Annotated in this window: 12 protein-coding genes; 4 read left to right on the forward strand and 8 right to left on the reverse strand. The window is 57.9% G+C overall.

Translation table 11 applies throughout. The annotated features are described in order from the left end of the window. Positions 1-49: 49 nt before the first annotated feature. The 4 genes from BN873_RS00025 to BN873_RS00040 all read left to right on the forward strand — a co-directional run bounded on the left by BN873_RS00025 (position 50) and on the right by BN873_RS00040 (position 5685). Positions 50-700, forward strand: coding sequence for a DUF2238 domain-containing protein (locus tag BN873_RS00025; RefSeq protein ID WP_048670078.1), 651 nt, complete (start codon positions 50-52; stop codon positions 698-700). Continuing rightward, on the forward strand, positions 697-4020 hold the full coding sequence (locus tag BN873_RS00030; protein ID WP_048669817.1) for a type ISP restriction/modification enzyme: 3324 nt from the start codon (positions 697-699) through the stop codon (positions 4018-4020). The genes BN873_RS00025 and BN873_RS00030 overlap by 4 nt, the downstream gene beginning before the upstream one ends. 182 nt (positions 4021-4202) lie before the next feature. After that, positions 4203-5309 carry a hypothetical protein gene (locus BN873_RS00035; protein WP_242434330.1) on the forward strand — a complete coding sequence of 369 codons (1107 nt, stop codon included), beginning with the start codon at positions 4203-4205 and terminating at the stop codon, positions 5307-5309. A gap of 13 nt (positions 5310-5322) precedes the next feature. Further along, positions 5323-5685 carry a hypothetical protein gene (locus tag BN873_RS00040; protein WP_048669820.1) on the forward strand — a complete coding sequence of 121 codons (363 nt, stop codon included), beginning with the start codon at positions 5323-5325 and terminating at the stop codon, positions 5683-5685. 53 nt (positions 5686-5738) lie between these two features. On the opposite strand, the gene recD is transcribed toward BN873_RS00040, so the two are convergent. The 8 genes from recD to BN873_RS00075 form a co-directional block, all read right to left on the reverse strand. Continuing rightward, on the reverse strand, positions 5739-7652 hold the full coding sequence (gene recD / locus BN873_RS00045; RefSeq protein WP_053085181.1) for an exodeoxyribonuclease V subunit alpha: 1914 nt from the start codon (positions 7650-7652) through the stop codon (positions 5739-5741). After that, entirely contained in the window at positions 7649-11281 is a 3633-nt protein-coding gene (gene recB / locus BN873_RS00050; protein WP_048669821.1) for an exodeoxyribonuclease V subunit beta, read from the reverse strand. The genes recD and recB overlap by 4 nt, the downstream gene beginning before the upstream one ends. 129 nt (positions 11282-11410) lie before the next feature. Further along, complete coding sequence (locus BN873_RS00055; protein ID WP_048669822.1) at positions 11411-11662, reverse strand: hypothetical protein; 252 nt, start codon at positions 11660-11662, stop codon at positions 11411-11413. A 104-nt stretch (positions 11663-11766) separates the two neighbouring features. Further along, positions 11767-12225, reverse strand: coding sequence for a hypothetical protein (locus BN873_RS19965; RefSeq protein WP_139031610.1), 459 nt, complete (start codon positions 12223-12225; stop codon positions 11767-11769). Between the two features lie 129 nt (positions 12226-12354). Beyond that, positions 12355-15582, reverse strand: a complete 3228-nt coding sequence (recC, locus tag BN873_RS00060) for an exodeoxyribonuclease V subunit gamma (protein ID WP_082160998.1) — start codon at positions 15580-15582, stop codon at positions 12355-12357. A 91-nt stretch (positions 15583-15673) separates the two neighbouring features. Then, positions 15674-16378: a DciA family protein gene (locus BN873_RS00065; RefSeq protein WP_048669824.1), complete on the reverse strand. Its 705-nt coding sequence runs from the start codon at positions 16376-16378 to the stop codon at positions 15674-15676. Beyond that, positions 16375-17013, reverse strand: coding sequence for a molybdenum cofactor guanylyltransferase MobA (mobA, locus tag BN873_RS00070; RefSeq protein ID WP_048669825.1), 639 nt, complete (start codon positions 17011-17013; stop codon positions 16375-16377). Before mobA ends, BN873_RS00065 begins: the two co-directional genes overlap by 4 nt. 69 nt (positions 17014-17082) lie before the next feature. Further along, positions 17083-17478 carry a helix-turn-helix domain-containing protein gene (locus BN873_RS00075; RefSeq protein ID WP_139031611.1) on the reverse strand — a complete coding sequence of 132 codons (396 nt, stop codon included), beginning with the start codon at positions 17476-17478 and terminating at the stop codon, positions 17083-17085. Between the last annotated feature and the right edge of the window lie 227 nt (positions 17479-17705).

Raw genomic sequence — 17705 nt, forward strand, 5'->3', positions numbered from 1 at the left:
GAAATTGCTGTGACACCTGCCGAGGACCACACGGAAAACCTGGACGATGATGCCCTTACAACGCTCGCAAACCCTGATACTCGCCACTGTTGCTTTGCTGGTGCTGCTAACGCTATCGGGCCTAAAGCCCTTCGACCGCACCACCTGGATGCTGGAGGTGTTCCCGGTGGTGATCACCCTGCCGGTGCTGTGGGCGACCTATCACCGCTATCCCCTGACTAACCTATTGTATTTTTTAATCTTCGTTCATGCCTTGGTGCTGATGCTGGGCGGTGCTTACAGCTATGCCCGCGTACCGCTAGGCTTTTATATTGCCGATTTATTCGATCTGAGCCGCAATCCCTACGACAAGATCGGCCACTTCATGCAAGGCTTCGTGCCCGCCCTGATAGCGCGGGAAATTCTGGTGCGCGGCCAATTTGTGCGCGGTCGGAACATGCTGGCGTTCATCGTTTTGTGCATCATTCTGGCAATCAGTGCGACTTACGAGCTAATCGAATGGGCCGCCGCGCTGATTTTGGGCCAGGGCGCGGATGAGTTTCTCGGTACGCAAGGCGATCCGTGGGATACGCAATCGGATATGTTTCTGGCGCTGATCGGCGGCATCACCGCGTTGCTGGTTTTCTCCGGCATTCACGACCGGCAGATTGAACGTCTGACCGGCGCTGCGCCATCACAGCCACCAGCCTCAGCGCCATGAAATCACCCGCTGAAAGCTATTTCACCGCCTTGGCTGAGGTGCGCGCCACCGGCGGCGGGGTCAAGGAAACCTCGTTTTATCCCCCGCTAATCAACTTGCTGAACGCAGTCGGCGAGACGCTCAAACCACGGGTGCTGGCGGTATCGCAGTTGAAAAATGTCGGAGCCGGTAGCCCGGACGTTGGCTTGTTCGCCGCCCATCAAATCCCCAAGGGCGAAGCGGAACCGTTGCCGGGTCAGTTGCCGGAGCGCGGCGCGGTGGAAGTGAAAAGCGTCACTGAAGACAGTTGGTTGACTGCCAGCAGCGCCCAAGTTAGCAAATACTGGACGAAATACCGGCTGGTGCTGGTCACTAATTACCGCGATTTTCTGTTGGTGGGCACGGATCGGCTGGGCCAGCCCACCGTGTTGGAAACGCTGCGGCTGGCGACCTCGGCGGATGCCTTCTGGGCCAGGCTGGTGCAACCGTGCAGTTTCGCCCAAACCGAGGGCGAGCGCTTGCTGGAGTTTCTCAAGCGGGCGTTGCTGTGCGCTGCGCCGCTCGATAATCCGCGCGATGTGGCCTGGTTTCTGGCCTCCTATGCCCGCGATGCGCGAGCGCGGCTGGCGGATCAACCCGATTTACCCGCCTTAGCCGCTTTGCGCGCGGCGCTGGAAAATGCGCTGGGCTTGCATTTCGACGCCAGTGATGGCGAGCATTTCTTTCGCTCCACCCTGATTCAGACCTTGTTCTATGGCGCGTTTTCGGCGTGGGTGCTGTGGCATCAGGAGCAGCCGGATCGGCGCGATACCTTCAATTGGAAGATGGCCAGTTGGACGCTGCGGGTGCCGATGATTCATGCGCTGTTCGAGCAACTGGCGCAACCCTCGCGGCTACGGCCATTGGGTTTGGCGGAGGTGCTGGATCGGGTCAATGCGGTGTTGAATCGAGTGGATCGCCCGGCCTTTTTCGGCCAGTTCGCCGCCACCGGCGCGGTGCAGTATTTCTACGAACCATTTCTGCACGCCTTCGACCCGGAACTGCGCAAACAATTGGGCGTTTGGTACACGCCGCCGGAAATCGTCCGCTACATGGTGGCGCGGGTCGATGCGGTGTTAAGGGAGGAGCTGGGAATCACCGACGGGCTGGCCGATCCGCAGGTGTTCATCCTTGATCCGTGCTGCGGCACCGGTGCGTATTTAACCGAGGTGCTGCGCCACATCAAGGACAAGCTGGATGAGCAGGGCTTGGGCGGTTTGGCGGCGGCGAAACTGAAGCAGGCGGCGCTGGAGCGAGTGTTTGGCTTCGAGTTGCTGCCCGCGCCGTATGTGGTGGCGCATCTGCAATTGGGCTTGTTGCTGCACCAATGGGGCGCGGCGCTCCAGGTGGACGCCGCCACCGATCAGGCGGAACGGCTGGGGGTGTATCTGACCAACGCGCTGACCGGCTGGCAGCCGCCGGACGAGGACGGCAAGCGGCGCATGGCACAACTGGCGCTGAATTTCCCGGAGTTGATGGCGGAGAACAACGCGGCGCGGGCGGTGAAGCAGGAACGGCGAATTCTGGTGATTCTCGGCAATCCGCCCTACAACGGTTTCGCCGGGGTGGCGATGGATGAAGAGCAGGAACTGACCCGCGCTTACCGGCAAACTCGCCGCGCGCCGCCGCCGCAAGGCCAGGGTTTGAATGATTTGTATGTACGTTTTTATCGGATGGCGGAACGGCACATTGTCGAGCACAGCGGGCGCGGGGTGATTTGCTTTATCTCCAATTATTCCTGGCTGGACGGCTTATCGTTTACCGGAATGCGTGAGCGTTTTTTGGAGAAGTTCGACCGGGTGTGGATTGATTGCCTGAATGGCGATAAATATAAAACCGGCAAGTTGACACCCGAAGGCTTGCCCGATCCCAGCGTGTTTTCCACCGAATTCAACCCGGAAGGGATTCAAGTCGGAACCGCCATTGCTTTACTGGCGAAGAAACCGCAATCGGATACTCCCCTGCTTCATTTCCGATATTGGTGGGGAAAATTCAAACGCGAGGAATTGCTGAAAAGCCTCAATCAACCGCCCGATTCCGATTACCAACTGCTGCAACCACCGCTCGAATTGGGCTTGCCGTTCACACCGATGCAAGTGGAAGCGCACTATCTGGCGTGGCCGCTGCTACCGGATTTGCTACCAGCTTCCTTTCCTGGCGTAAAAACCAGCCGCGATGAAGCGCTGGTGGATATTGACCGGGCAGCTTTGGAACAACGGATGCAGCGCTATTTCGATCCAAACGTCAGCGATGAAGAAATACGCCGGATTGCGCCGAGTTTGATGGAGAAAACCAGCGGTTTTGATCCTAAAGCAACTCGTACAGCGTTAAAAAAACGCGGCTTTCGACCGGAAAACATCGTCCGTTATGCTTACCGACCTTTTGACACTCGCTGGCTTTATTGGGAAGCAGAAACCAAGTTGCTTGATAGAAACCGCAGCGAATATTTTCCACAAGTCATTACAGAAAACATCTGGTTTACTGCTGCTCAAAAGCTCCGACGAGATTTCGATCCACCCACTGTCACTAAAATACATGGTGCAGGGCATCTTATCGAACGAGGAGCTAACCTTTTTCCGGTTTACATCAAGCCCTTTCACCAGCGCGATGAATATCAACCCAACCTCAGCAAAGCTGCCGCTGACTACCTCGCCCGCCTCGAATCCGACCCACCGACGCTATTCCATCACCTCGTCGCCGTGCTGCACGCGCCTGCCTATTGCGCTGACAACGCCGGAGCCTTGAAACAAGACTGGCCGCGTATTCCGCTACCCGCCACACGGGAACGTCTGCTGGCTTCCGCCGAACTGGGCTGCCAAATCGCCGCCCTACTCGACACCGAAACCCCGTTGCCCGGCGTCACCCAGGGCAAGCCACGCCCGGAACTGGCCGCTATCGGCTTGCTCACATCGGTCGGAGCGGCCGCCATCAGCCCGGAACGCTTGAAGCTCACCGCCAGTTGGGGCCATGCCGGCAAGGGTGGCGTCACCATGCCCGGCAAGGGGCGCACGGTCAGCCGACCATTCGCGGGAACAGAACAACCAGCGCTGGGTGAGGAAACGCTGGATGTGTATCTAAATGCTGATTGCTACTGGAAAAACGTACCGCGCCCGGTGTGGGATTACACCCTCGGCGGCTATCAAGTGCTGAAAAAATGGCTGTCGTACCGAGAATACGAACTGCTGAATCGACCGCTTGAAACCGACGAAGCATTGGAATTCACTTGGATGACCCGCCGCATCGCCGCGCTGATCGTATTGCGCCCGGCGCTGGATGAAAATTATCGGGCGTGCGCCGACTAAGGCGCTCAACTCCACTGGCCCTGGCCTCTCGTCACAAGCCCAATCCTACCTGAGTAGGCCAAAGTAACCGGTTCATTCTGACCACTTGAAAGCCCAATCACCCGACTGAAAGCGCTGAACCATTCCATTTCCCGCTGACCGCGCTACTCTTAGTAACATCAGTGCGACCAAAACGCCCTGGTATGATTCTTGATAACTTCCTCCATCACGATCACCACCATTTCCAGAGAATTGATGGTTCAATCAGCGCCGATCACCAGGCGAAACTCGCATGGAGAAGGTTACGCCGCTCCCTGCACACTGATCCTCCTGATGGGGGAACCCTCAAACCAGAGTGTATTTCGATGAAAAGCAAACTGTCCTTCAAACGGTTCGATGCGGAGCTAAACACCGACGTCTGCGACGCCTACAACAACGCGGAGCTTACGCTTACCCTTAGGATGGGTTTTCGTCAGATCAACCCCGCAGGGGGTGCGGCCGAGGGCACCTATAACGACTATGGCGACGCCACCGCACCCTCGCGCAAAATCATCAAATGGACCGACGCCTCATGGACGGCGTGGAAGGCAAATTTCGTTCAATCCGCTCAATCCTTCTGGAATGGCAAATTCTGGCTGATCAACGATGCCGGGGCGTTTTCCTTTACCCAAGCCGGGGAAACCTATTACCCGAACGTCTGGTGCCGCTTCAAATTGATCGGCAACGAAGCAAATGCGGCCGGCAACCATCACACCATTGATGTGGTGCGCCTCCATGCCAGTGAAAGCTGGTTTGGCTCGCATTCAACGCTCTATGACAGTAAAGATACCAACCTCAACAAAAAACGCACCGATAGCAAAGGCAAGTCCGTGATGCAGCGCGCCCACGTTCATGAGGTCGGCCATCTTCTGGGCCTGGACCATGTGGATGTGGGTAAGCCGCATTGCCTGCCTACGACCAACACCAATGCCTCGGCTTGCTACGGAATCGCCGATGTTGACATACGGTCGGTGATGGGATCGGGGATGGAACTTCGAGAGGAAAACGCCTACCCCTGGCGCGAGGCTTTGCGGAATATCACGGCTTGGGAACTCCTGACCGCTTTATTGAACTCAACTCCCAACGTGGCTTCGGCGACCGCAAATTTGATCGCAGCGATTGGAGGGGGGCCGCGTCAGTCGCTACAAATCCCCGTTGTCCTACTCACTGCGGTCTGGCCCGCCAAGATGAAAAGACACTACCCGCGTACTGCCGAGGAAATCAAAGCAGGCAAGATGATCGTCTCGTGGCCCGTCCGCCGGGTTGCCTGATGAGGGAACCGTTATGACGTTCAGAAACAGGATCATAGCCTTCGCCGTTGCGCTGACGGCGATCTTCTGGCTGAGCGGATTTTCACCGTCGAAAAAAGCAGGCGGCGACGCCGTAGCAACGAGGAACTGTAAGATGGACGCAATCAAACAATCCGTTTGTGTTTACCAAGCGATTCTGGACGATGTGGATAAGAACTATTCCCTGCGTGGTGGCGGCGGAATTAGTCGGATCGTGCAGAATTCAACCAGCACTTATTCAGTCCATCTCCTCCAGGAAGAGCGTGAAGATGTCCGTACCTACGAAGTGAAAGTCGCGCCCAACGGCACAGTGACAATCACTGGCGTCACCGAGAAAACCATCTCGCATTCAAGATAGGATCGGCAAAATAGCCCAATAGGGTCGTCTCTGCGGCTGGCCATGGGTAAGTACTAGAGACGACTGCCCGATCCCGGTTCCACCCACAACCGATCCCGCAGGCCCGACGAGCGCTGCAAGCGGCGTTCCACCGCGCCCGCGAACACGGCCGGAACACCATAAAAACTCGCCTCAGCTTTCGCACGGGTCAGTGCCGTATAAATCAGTTCTCGACTTAAGACCGGCGAGGGTTCATTGGGCGTCACCACCAAAATCCGTTCGAATTCCGACCCCTGACTTTTGTGGACCGTCATCGCGTAAACGGTCTCATGCTCCGGCAAACGCGCCGGTGCGAAACTGCGCAATAAGCCATCACTGCCCAGGAAAAACACCTTCACCCGCTCCGGCTCATTAGGGTCCGGCAAGGCAATGCCGATATCACCATTGAACAGCCGCAAGTTGTAATCATTGCGCACGATCATCACCGGCCGACCCACATACCAGGGCTGACGGCTATCCAGCAAACCTCGGTTGTGCAGCACCGTCTCACACAGCCGATTCAAGGCTTCAACCCCAAACGGCCCGCTGCGCAGCGCCGATAACACCCGAAACCGATTGAAGTGCGTAAACACGTCACTGGGCGCAGCTTGTTCTCGCACCGCATGGAGATAAGGGGCAAAGCCCGCCACCACCGGTGTTGCCAATTGCTCCGGCAATCCCGCCGAATCGGCCAGCAACCGCCAGCCGATATCGCCATAGCGGCCCTGCGCCAGTAACCCGACCGCTTCGGCCGATTGGCCCCGATTGACCGCACGGGCCAGCGCGCCAATCCCGCTGGTTGCCCCAAAGCGGAAGCTGTAGCGCAGCAACACGATGGCATCGGTCAAAGGTGAAACCGCATCCCGACCCTCCGGTAATTTCTCACCGGTCAGTTGCACCAGCTTGGCTTGGAACGCGGGCGAAAACCGACCGGCGCGGGCGCAGATTTCGCCCAGCACTGACCCCGCTTCCACCGACGCCAATTGATCCTTATCGCCCAGCAGAATCAACCGTGCCTCTGGCGGCAGTGCCTCCAGGGTCTTGGCCATCAGCGCCAGCCCCACCATCGACACCTCATCGACCACCAATAAATCCAGCGGCAGCGGATTGTCGGCGTTGTAGCGGAAATACACCGAATCCGGCCGACTCCCCAACAAGCGGTGCAGCGTGGACGCCTCATCGGGAATTTGCGCAGCGTGTTCCGAGGCCAGCCCCAAGCCTGGCTTGGCCGCGCGGATTGACTCCTGCAAACGCGCTGCCGCCTTGCCGGTGGGCGCGGCCAAGGCGATGCGCAACGGCCGGTCGGTCTGACCGCTGAGCAGCGCCAGAATCCGCAACACGGTGCTGGTTTTACCAGTACCCGGCCCGCCGGAAATCACGCACAACCGTTTCAGCGCCGCCACCGCCGCCGCGACCTTCTGCCAATCCGGTCCCTCCAGTTGCGGCGGACGTGGGAACAGCCGATTGAGATCGGCCTGCAAGCGCGCTTCATCCGTCACCTCGACCTCGGCACTCGCGCGCTCAAGCAAATCCGCCGCCAACTGCTGCTCATAGCCCCAATAGCGGTACAGATACAATCGGCCCCGCCGATCCAGAATCAGTGGTTGCCGCTGGCCCGGTCGCCCGACCACCGGACTGACGCGCAAACCTTCCAGCCAGTCACTGATAGGTGGTGGGGCAAAGCCGACGCTTTCCGCCATACTCGCCTGCCAGCGCCGCGTCCATTGCCGGAGATTGACGCAGATATCACCCTGGCCGGTGGCATGACTGGCCAGTGCCGCCGCCAGCTCCAGCCTGCCCTTAACCGCTAGCCCATTCTCTGGGGAGACAGGGCCAGCCAAGCGCCCCATTAAGCGGGCGAAATGGATATCAAGATCGGTCAGCACGCCCTGTTCCCGTAACAGCGGCAGCGGATCGGCCAGGTTGGGAATCGCACTGACGCCGCTCATGCCGTCACCGTCCCGGTTGCCATCAACACATCGAGCGCCCGTATCAGTTCAGCGGGTGGCCGGTCACGAAACACCCCATAATCCTCGCCCCAAGCGGGGTCCATCCCCCGTAAAAACAAGTAGAAAACCCCGCCGAAATGCCGATCATAGTGATAATTGGGCACCCGCAGCCGCAGATAGCGGTGCAGCGCTACGGTGTAAATCAAATATTGCAAGCCGTAAGACTCGCGCGCCATCGCCTCATCCAGGCGCGAGCGCCGGTAAGCAGCCACCTCTGCCCCCAACCAGTTGGATTTGTAATCGGCCAAGTAGAAACGACCACCGCTTTCAAACACCAAGTCGATGTAGCCCTTCATATAACCGCGCAAGGGCGTGAATTCTAAGGTCTCGATCATGTCCTGAAGGGGGCCGCTGTCCTGGCCATGCAGTTCCAACACCCGCCGCAGATGATCGGGGCGCAGATGGGCGAGCGAATAATAAAATTCCAACTCGTTCAGCCGTTGCTCCAAGCCGACGGCTGCCAGGCAAATGTTGCTGTGATCCAGCGGTGTAGCCAGCACCCGTTGCACCATGTCCGCTACGACCGGCGTCCAGGTGGCTGCGTCAAATCCATGGCCGTTCAAGGTCCGTTCCACCAGCGCTTCCAGCGGTTCACGGTTGTACTCGGTAAAATCCAGGCGCTCGAACAGCGCGTGCAAACAGGTGCCAGCTTTAGCCCCGCGCGGGAACTCGAAAATGCTCAAGCCAGGAACTGCGGCCGGTGGCTCTGCGGTTGCCACAACCACTGGCACGGCCGTGGCCATGTCGTAATCCGGTAATTCGCCACCCTGCCCCGCCGCCAATGCGGTAAAACTACCGACCTGCCAGGATTCACGCATCGAGCCTGCAAAAACCCGCGCCGCCAAGTCCGGTTCAGGTACGGCGGGTGGTTGATAGCGTTCTCCCGCAGCCCACGGCAACGGGGCGACCGCGACCGTATCACCGGCTCCGGCCAGCGCGGTGTGCAAATCACCCAACACGGCTTCGGCCGTCATCTCCTTGAAGCGCTGTTTAGTGACTTCGAGCGGATCTTGTGCAGGGCCAACCACTGGCGGCCCGTGCAGGAGCCAAGCCGCTGGCGCGGTTTCCGCCGCTTTGATCTTGCCCCACACCAGATAGCAGCGCTGTTTAGCGCGGGTCAGCGCCACATAGAACAGCCGCAAATTCTCAGCCATCTCCTCGCGGCGGGCGTGCTCGCGCGCTTCGGCATCCTCGCTGGCGCCAAAGGCTAGAAAGGTTCGGCTAGGGTCTGCCGGGTCATGATAGAGCAAGGTTTCGTTGGCTTTTTCTTCGGTGCGCAATTTGCCGTCCCACAAAAACGGACAGAACACCACCGGATACTCCAGTCCCTTGCTTTTGTGGACAGTGACGATCTTGACCAGATTCTCGTCACTCTCCAGCCGCAGTTGCTGCGCCTCATCCTGATTGCCGGGGGCACGGCGCTGTTCACCCAGCCATTTCAGCAAACCGCTCAGGCCAGGATGGGTGCGGCTGGCGAGATGCAGCAGTTCGGCCAGATGCAGCAGATTGGTCAAGCGCCGGTCGCCATCACGAAAGGCCAGCAACCGCTGCGGCACGCCCTCCGCCATCAGCCAGGCGCGGAAAAAGCGCATGAAACCGTGTTCGAGCCAGGTTTGCCGATAATCCTGTAATTTTTGCAGCCACTGCGCCCAGGCCCGCTCGTCCTCACGCAAGCGGTACAGTTCTTCCCCGCTCAAGCCGCACAGATCAGACGCTAGCATCGCCCGCACCCAGCCCTCGTTACCCGGCTCAGCTACAGCCGCCAGCAACCAGGCGAGCTGTTGCGCTTCCTGGGACCAGAACACACTGTCATCGGCGTGCTGGACGCTGGGAACGCCAAGTCGCAGCAACTGATTACGGATCATCCGTCCCTGCCAGTGGCTGCGCACCAACACAGCGATATCACCACCGGCCAACGGGCGGCTGCCTTCACCGTCCGGCTGCTCACCGATGCGCGCCTGATTGCGAGCACCGAGATTGAGCAGATGGGCGATTTCAGCAGCGGTCGCGCACACGGCCTGTTCACCGGCCATGCCTTTGGGAACGGCGGATTCGCTGCTGGGTTCCAGCAACCACAGATGCAGCGCCGGTTCCAATCGCCGGTGCAGCCAAAGATGCTCTGGACGTTTGCTACCGGCCGGCCGAGCCGGATGGAACGGAATACCGTCAAACAAAAAAGTTGGTTGCCGGGTGGCGCCGAATACAGCGTTCAGGGCAGTCAACAAGCGGGCATCAGAACGCCAGTTGACATCCAGGGTGTAATGGCGCGGCGTATCACGCCGAGCGGTCAGGTAGGCAAAGATGTCCGCCCCACGAAAGCTGTAAATCGCCTGTTTGGGATCGCCGACCAGAAACACCGGCTTGCCGGTATCCGCATAGATATGCCGAAAAATGTCGTACTGCACCGGATCGGTATCCTGAAATTCGTCGATCAAAGCTGCCGCATAGCGTCGCCGCAAGCTCTCGGTCAGAGCGATGCCTTGGCGGGGATGGCGCAAGGCGGCGTGTAGATTGAGCAGCAGATCGTCGTAGGATTGCACCTGCTGTTGGCGTTTGCGTGTGGCCAGTTCGGCATTACACCAAGCCAGCAGCTTGACCGGTACCTGATGGCGGCAGTAATCAGCCAGCGTCTCGCAAGCGGTTTTTAGAGTTTGGCAGGCATCAAAAAACGGATGTTGGGGCGCAATCTTGCCCTGTTTGAGCGAGGCTTTGTCTTGCAGCGTTGCCGTGGTGAATTTGTCGAATTTCTCGAACAGGGCAATTTTCGGTAGATCCACTGTCAGATAGGCATTCATCACTTCCAGCCAACCGGGCAAGGATTTCAGGCTGTATTTTTGCCGATTGAGCGCAGGCGATTTCAGCAATAATTCTTCGATCTGGGCGCGCTCCTCCAGCCACAACTGCCGCGCCTGTTGAAAGGCGGCGCTGAACGCTTGTTCGAGCACCCGGCCGTCGGCTTCACCGCTCGGCGTGGTGATTTGCAGGTAGGGTTTACCTAAATAGCGCTCAATCTGGCCGCGCAATTGCTCTGGGCTGGCGCGTTGATCAAGAAAATACTGCACGACCAGCGGCGAGGCGGCGTAGAACTCCCGCCGCCAGAAATCATCGACGATTTCACCCAGCAAATCGCTGGTGTCGGCCAGCAGTTCCGTGTCGAAGGACAGGCCACTCTCGAAGGCGTTATCGCCCAGCACCCGCTTGCAAAATCCGTGGATGGTGAAGATGGCGGCTTCGTCAAAACCGCGCGCGGCGTTGGTCAAACGGCGGATAGCGATCTCCCGATCAGGGGATAAATCGAGCAGACGGGTGGCTAGTTCATCGTCTTCCGAAGCACGACCATCCAGAAAAGCGCGGCGGATTTGCGCTAAACGCTCACGGATACGATCCCGTAATTCCTTGGTGGCGGCGTTGGTGTACGTGACCACCAAAATACGGTCAACCGGAATCCCGGCCTCAACCACCAGCCGTAGATACAGCCCGGTGATGGTGTAGGTCTTACCGGTTCCGGCACTGGCTTCGATGAGGTTGAAACCGGCCAGAGGGATGTAAAGCGGATCGAGGTGTTGCATGTTACGCACCGGAGTTGCTTTCAAGCTGCTGATGAGCCGAAGCGATATGAAAGAATGGCCCACTTAACGAGTAGGATCATTATCCCATTGTCACAAATAATGAGGCTCAAAACGCCTTATCCATCATAATCATTCCTGGCCCCACAAGTATTTTTTGTAGTCCACGGCAAGGCGGCCATCTCCTTCCATACACCCCAGCAGGTCATGCTCCTTAAGAATTCGCAACACTTTTTGGCCTTCGGTTTCCGGTGGAAATGTCGTTTCATCAAGAGCCTTTATCAAAATATCTGCTACTAATTGTGGCAGTGATTTATTAGAGTGATGTTGAAGCTCTAACAGACGCTTGGCGTGTATCTCATCCAACTCAGTTTCAATACGCATGATGGTCTTTCATAATCTTGCATTCATCCGCCAAGTATTTGGCCTAAAGTGTAATAACCGAGATCAGCCGTCAGAGGACCGTAAGCCCCCTGAAACCCAGCCGGCTATAACACGCACCGGTTAGGCTGGGAATGGGCAGAGGATTGTTGTCGGCATAGGTTTAAGGTGTATGGATCAAAGCATACTCTCCCTACTGATGTTGACCCACGCTTTCCGAAAGTATCACTTGACAATAATGCTTGATAGTTTATCCCAAGCCCAAAAAGCATGAGGAAGAAGAAACCTAAAATCGATTTTTTTAGATAAAATCTATACTCTTTTTCGCAAACTCTTGGGATTAAAGTTGTAGCTTGAAAATACTGCAAAAATCCGGAAAAAAGCATTACTGCTATAATTTGAAAAAATACTCCTATGAAAATACCTGCCGCTGAAACCGGTGGGCTGAATTCGCAGCGAAGGTGGTAGAAATATAAATTCATCACAATAAGTAATAAGCCAAAGCCAATTGTAAGAAAATGTCCGACTTTATTGAGCTTTACCATAGAAATATGATGTTCTAACATTAGTTTTTATCCTTAATTATTCTGAGAAAAGCCAGCAAGCTGTATTCAGATAAAAGGCAAAATTCCCAGCATGACTAATGATCATCATCCGAAAAAATAGATTACTGCCAGAAATCAGTCACCTGATCGTTATTCTTCATCCTCCACCCGCACATGCGTAAACAACGGCTCAAAAACCGCCATCGCCAGCGCCTCAAACTCTTTATTCAGCGGATCGGTATCGCGTAACGCCAATTGATAATACGGGTCATCCCGTTCCGCCGAACCCTCTCGATAGTCGCTTCCTTCCCAAGCCATGTGAGCCAGGCGCGCGGCCTTGTCTGAATTGGGTTCCTTGCGCAATTGCTGGACATAGGCCAGTGCGCTTTTTGGGAAGAAATGCACTAACCGCCGCGATCCTTGCCAATACAAATCCAACAGCGCCCGAAGTTGTGGTTCCGGCTCTGCAACCGGCTCCAAGATCACATCTTTGTCTTCCGCAATCCAATGACTTTGCAATAAGACACCCGGCGGAGACATCACATTCAACGCCAGATGATGCAGCCACAGATTCAGATAATCGGCGGCTTTCATCCCCGCCAGCCGATAACCCACCCAGCCTTTCGGCGTCAGCCCGGTTAACCGGTCGGTCAAACGAAACTCGCCTAACGTCAAATCCAAATTCAGCCAATCGGTCTTGCGACTCGTTAAGATCCGCCCCAGGCGACCGGCAAACCGGACCACCCGCTCTTGCGCCTGAGCGAACACGCATTCGCCGACCTGGCCATGCGGCAGCGCACCGCTCGCCTGCATCACCTTGGCAATTTCGGTGACCGGCCGCCGATCCAGATACAAATCCAACATACGCCCGGTCAGCGCATAGCTTTCCAAGCCATCCAGCACAAAGGGTTCGCGGGTTTCCAGATCTTCTTCATCCGGGTCTGGGCGAATCCCCAAGCGCTCCCGCAACAGCCAACGGGCCGGGTTTTTGAAAAACCGCGCCAGACCTTCCAACGTCAATGAGCGCGCCGCCGGTTCCGCTTCCGGCAGCTCACCTGCCAGCAGCGGCACGGTATCCTGCGCTCCGCGCCCGGTATGCCGGCTCGCTTCTACCCACTCGCGCGCGTAACTAAACCAGCGCCCATCGCCGATAAAATAACGCCGACTAAAGGCTTGCAAGGGATGGCGGGTGATGAGTTGCTCACTGGCCCTGCCACTATCATCAGCCCGCCGAAAACCCCGATTTACCGTATCCAGCAACTCGCCCACCAACACCGATGGCGGCAGCACCGCATTGTCACAAATGCTCTGGCCGACATAGCTGATATACAAAAACCGGCGGGCCGACAGCAGCGTCTCCAGAAACAGATAACGATCATCCTGCCGACGAGAACGGTCGCCGCGCCGGAAGCGGGCCGCCATCAAATCGAAATCAACCGGCCGCTGCGGGCGCGGGTAGGCGTCGTCATTCATGCCGATCAGGCAGACCACCGGAAAGGGGATGCTGCGCATCGGCACCATCGCGCAACAGGTCACCCCGCCGCCGAGGAATCGGCCCGGTTGATCGTCGGCTGTATTGATCTCCCGACGCAGCGCTGATTTGATGACCGCCAAGCTCAACGGCTCGGCTAACTCCGCCAGTTCGACTTGCTCGTTCAGTGCGGTGAGCGCGTCGCGCATCAATTGCAACTGCGCTTCCTCGCGCTCGCGGGCGTCGAAAAATTGCTCCAGGACCGCCGTCAGGGTGCTCACCCACGCCGCCACCGGTCGCCGCTCACGCAATTGCGTATCCAAGCCAAACAGCGCCTCGGTGAAGCTGTGCAACTGCCCCAAAGCCTGGGCTTCGCTGCCCTCCACATCATCGTAGGGCAGAATATCGCCATACAGTTCCCGGTCACCGCCCGGCAGGGCATAGCCCAACAATAAGCGATCCAGTCCGGCTCGCCAGGTATGCTCGGCCGTCGCCGGCAACTCCCAGGTGGTTTTAATACCGCCATCGATACCCCAACGAATACCGGCCTCCCGCACCCAGCGCCGGATGCGGTCCAGATCGGCTTCGGCTAAGCCAAACCGTCGCCGGATCGCAGGCGCTGCCAACAAGCCGAGCACTTGCGCCGCGTCGAAACGGCCACCTCCCAAATCCAACAGATTAAAAAACACCTCGACCAGTGGATTTTCTGCCTGAACACCCTGATCGGCGACGCTGAACGGAATCCGCCGTTCGCGTGGGGCGCTGTCGAATACCGCTTCGATCAAGGGGCCGTAGGTGGCGATAGCCGGGGTCATCACGATCACATCTGAAGGCCGCAAATCCGGCTGGGCCTGGAATAGCGCCAACAACTGATCATGCAACACCTCGACCTCGCGCATCGGGCCGTGGCAGACATGCACTTGCACCGAGCGGTCGTCCAGCCGTAACGTCAACGGCGGACACTCATCACCGCCACGCTCGCGCAGATGCAGGATGTCAGCCTGCAAACACGGCAATAATTCTGCCCCGACCGGCTCGACGAACTGTTCCCACTCACTGCGCGGATACGCTTGCAGCAAATCAAGAAAATCCCGCCCCTGCTTGCCGAACGAAGCCAATAGCGGATTACCGACGGTCAGATACGCTTCTTCAGGATCGATGTCTTCGCCCAAGCGGGCAATGTCACGCTCAGGCCGGATATCACCCCAATATTCCCGACATGGGTCAAGGAGGAACCAATGGAGATCGGCATAGCGCGCCAATCCCGCCAACAAATCCAGATACAGTGGTGGCAGCGCCGCTACTCCGACAATAGCGATCCGCTCCGGCAAGCGCGCCTGATCGAAAGCGCCGTCGGCCAACGCTTGGCTAAACTGCTCTTGCACCCGTACCCGATGCGCTTCACCGCGTCGCGACAGCCGCCGCCACAGTTCCGCCTGCCAGTGTTCCCCCTCCCCAGCCTCCCACTTGCGAATCCAATCAGGCCGGTAGATCAAATATTGATCGAAACAATCCGCGATGTGATAAGCCAATTCATAGCGTCGGAAATCATCGTCCCGGTCACCCAGATAGGCGCGTACCGGCTCGAAACAGGGCGCTGTCCCCACATCGCGCAGCAGCTCCAGCAAACGCCAAACCAGCACCGGCTTGTCGAATGTGGAGGTGGCTGGCAATTGCCGCAGCACCACGCGGCTCATTTCCCAGAGAAAACTGGCCGGAAACCGCCACCTGACGTTGGCACAGACGCCCAGCCGATCCGCCAAGCGCAACGCCAGCCAACGCGCCATGCCATTGCTTTGCACCACCATCAGCTCTGGCGCCAGCGGCGAGCGTAACGGTTGTTTCAACAGTTGGCTTAGCCGGTCGGCGAGGGTTTCAAGGCGGTTGCTGCGATGGGTGTAAAACATAATTTTTATCCCGGCACAGAAGGAGCGCGCGAACGGTGTGCGGGATCAGCCATCCGTGCGCTGTCATTTGGCGTCCGCTCCATTCGGCCTCTTAAGAGGGAGGATGAGCGCGCGCCGCTAGCTTACGCAAAGCAGCGCTTAATCGTTCATCGGATTGATTGCGGGCCGCGACTTCCAACACTTTAGCGCTGCGCTTGGTCAGTTTCATCGGCGGGCGCGGTTTGCGGACAGGCACTTCGGGCGGCACAACCCGAATATACGGCTTGGGCAACTCAAGACCCAACTGTTGACCCAGGGTTTCCCGAATATTGTGCAAAGCATAGCGCAAGCGGGTAGCCCAACTGGAGGAGTCGGTATGCACCACCCACTCTTCCGCATCCAGCCGGATGAGCGTCGCGTGGTCGTGTAGATGCGGTGGCAGGTAGGCGCGGAAAACCCGGGTGAGTTTCACCAGATGTTCCGCCCGCTGCATCAACTCACCAAGGACGCCCTTTTGGCGGAACAACGTCTCGCCGATAGGGGAGATCGTCCGCAGCTTGGTGGGTTGCCGTGGGACGGTAGGCGTTGCGTCATGACCTGACCGCGCACCAGAGGTTTTGCGTGGTTTTCGCGTCGGAGCAGGTACGTCAGGATAGGTGGGCGGCGCTTCGGCAACCGTATTGGCCCGCTGGTCCGGGGCGGGTGCCACAGGCGGCAAGACTGGTTGCGGATCGGCCGGGCCGTGACCGCGCAACATCTTCAACAGTTGGGCGGTATGCTGTCGAGCAGTAGCGCGCGCGTCCGTAGAATCGGTCATTGCCAGACCCTCTTTGACAGTAAATGGCCGACAACATGCCAAGCGGCTTCCATCTGGGCCAAATCCTCCGGCGCATTAAGATTAGCAAATAATGCCGGTCCTTCAGGAAATTCGACTGCAACCGGTCGCTGGCGTGACAACCAGCGCGCAACGCCCCTCTCACCTGATGCGAGAAATAAAGCCAGATCGTCCTGCAAACTGATCGGCACCCAAGCGAACACGGGTTGCCAGGCATCGGCCCAACAGGCCACCGCAACCTGAGTATTGGCACGCTCCAGCGCCTGCCACAAGCGCCGCGCGTAATCGGCCGGCAATAGGGGGCAATCGCAGGGAACCGTCAACAGATACGGCGTCCGAGCGACCTGCATGGCCGCCAATACACCGGCCAATGGCCCCTTGAACTGTTCCGGTTCGGCATCCTCAATCACCGGCCAGCCAAACTGGCGATAACGATCCAAATTGCGGTTAGCGCTGATCAGCACCTCGCTGACCTGCGGCTGTAACCGCTCAAGCACATGGGCGACCAAGGGTTTCCCGGCTAGCGACAGCAATCCCTTGTCGCAACCTGCCATCCGTTGGGCGCGGCCACCGGCCAGCACGAGGCCGGTCACCGCAACTGGTGGATCGACCCGCATCGGCTATCTCCAAAAAACCAAGCGGTATCCTGAGTAATGCTTCTCACAGTCATACGCCCCTAGGTGCGTTCAATCTGGCGTTGATCCAACTGGTCGCGCACCGCTGAGTTTCGGGTATTGGCCGCGCTTGCCGAAGAAATTCTTAAACGCTTCGTTCTGACCCAACAGCTTTTGCACCAGGTAACCTGCTGTCGAATCGGCAAGCCACAGGAATTCGCCACGCTTCCAGTCGGTAACTTGGCGACTGAGCGAGACGTAGTGATGTCGCGTCTTATCCGCTTCCCACGCCTGGCTTCTCAAATTCAGACAGCGATTCCAGGCAAAGTGCGCATTGCCAAATTCAACGGCCTGTTGCTTACGCTGGATCGCCATCAGATAGAAGCGGAATTTGTAGGCGCATTGAATCAACATATTGAAAGCATAACACAAACTGGCGATTCTGACCGCCGCGTGCTGCGAACTCATGCCGAAAAACCGGCACGGATAAGTGATCAAGAGCCGCTGGGGGGGTAGCTTTGGGCGCAATCGCCGCACCCTTCAATCAAGGCAGGCGATTCCAAGGCTCATTGCTCCGCCTCAAGCTGACGGGGTTGTCCTCAACCCATAGAGTCCTTCAAAGCCCGAAAAGCCGCGCCAGGCTGGGATATCTACGCGCTCGAACAGCAATGGCGGGAATGGATCGCCACCAAAGA

Source organism: Candidatus Competibacter denitrificans Run_A_D11, from assembly GCF_001051235.1.
Lineage (GTDB): Bacteria > Pseudomonadota > Gammaproteobacteria > Competibacterales > Competibacteraceae > Competibacter_A > Competibacter_A denitrificans.